The sequence below is a fragment of the Maribellus luteus genome, assembly GCF_003576475.1.
GTDB classification, from domain to species: Bacteria; Bacteroidota; Bacteroidia; order Bacteroidales; family Prolixibacteraceae; genus Draconibacterium; species Draconibacterium luteum.
Genome location: NZ_QWGR01000058.1, coordinates 1 through 877, shown reverse-complemented (window position 1 = coordinate 877; position 877 = coordinate 1). Strand labels below are relative to the sequence as shown.

Annotated in this window: 1 protein-coding gene; it reads left to right on the top strand. The window is 65.7% G+C overall.

Features of this window, described 5'->3' with window-relative positions; all coding sequences use genetic code 11:
* Window positions 1–672, top strand: a 672-nt coding sequence (locus tag D1614_RS27895; RefSeq protein ID WP_119440468.1) for a DNA polymerase III delta subunit-related protein, incomplete at its 5' end; no start/stop codon positions are given.
* Window positions 673–877 lie beyond the last annotated feature (205 nt).

Here is an 877-nt window from a genome sequence, read left to right as displayed (position 1 = left end):
GAAGGGGTGGGGGTCGGCACGCACCGCGCCGGGTTGCGGGTGGTTGTGCTGTATCCGCTCGACGCGTTGCAGACCGAAGGCGCCAACGCACTGCTCAAGACGCTGGAAGAGCCGCCGCAGAACACCGTGTTCCTGCTGGTGACGGATCGCATCGACCGCATCCTGCCGACCATCCTGTCGCGCTGCAGGCAGTTTCCGCTGCAGCCGCCCCAGCCCGAGGCGGCGCGCCAGTGGCTGGAGCAGCAAGGCGTGCCGCACGCGCAAAACCTGCTGGCGGAGTTCGGCAATGCGCCGCTGGCCGCGCTGGCCGCCGCAGAATCCGAAGACCGGCCGCTATTGCAATTTCTGCTGGAACAGCTCGGCCAGGGCGCAAAGCTGGACGCACTCGCCACGGCAGATCATTTACAGAAATTGTCGGTGCCTGCCGTTCTCAGTACCATGAACCGGTGGGTCTTTGACCTGATGGCGGCACGGCTGGCGGGGCGTCCGCGTTATTTCCCGGGGCAACGCGATGCGCTGCAACGTTGCGCGAATAGCATCCCGCTGGATCGCCTGGAACGTTTTGCGCGTGCCTTGCCGGAGCGGCGCCGCACCGAGCAGCATCCGCTTGCCGCGCGACTTGTCATCGAAAGCCTGTTGATGGACTACCGGCAGCTGTTTCCCGCTGCCTGAATCCGAACCTGCACCTGAACGTTTGCACTGAGTGGACACCCTGTGAGCACTGCACCTCTTCGTACGCCCGGCACTCCCGTCACCCCTGGCACTCCTGCAGCCGCCGGCACGGCCACGGGCGCACCGACCCGCCCGGGCATCGTTTCGCTGGCCATCAAGGATGAAGCCGGCCTGCATGCGGCGTATATGCCGTTCCTGAAGAACG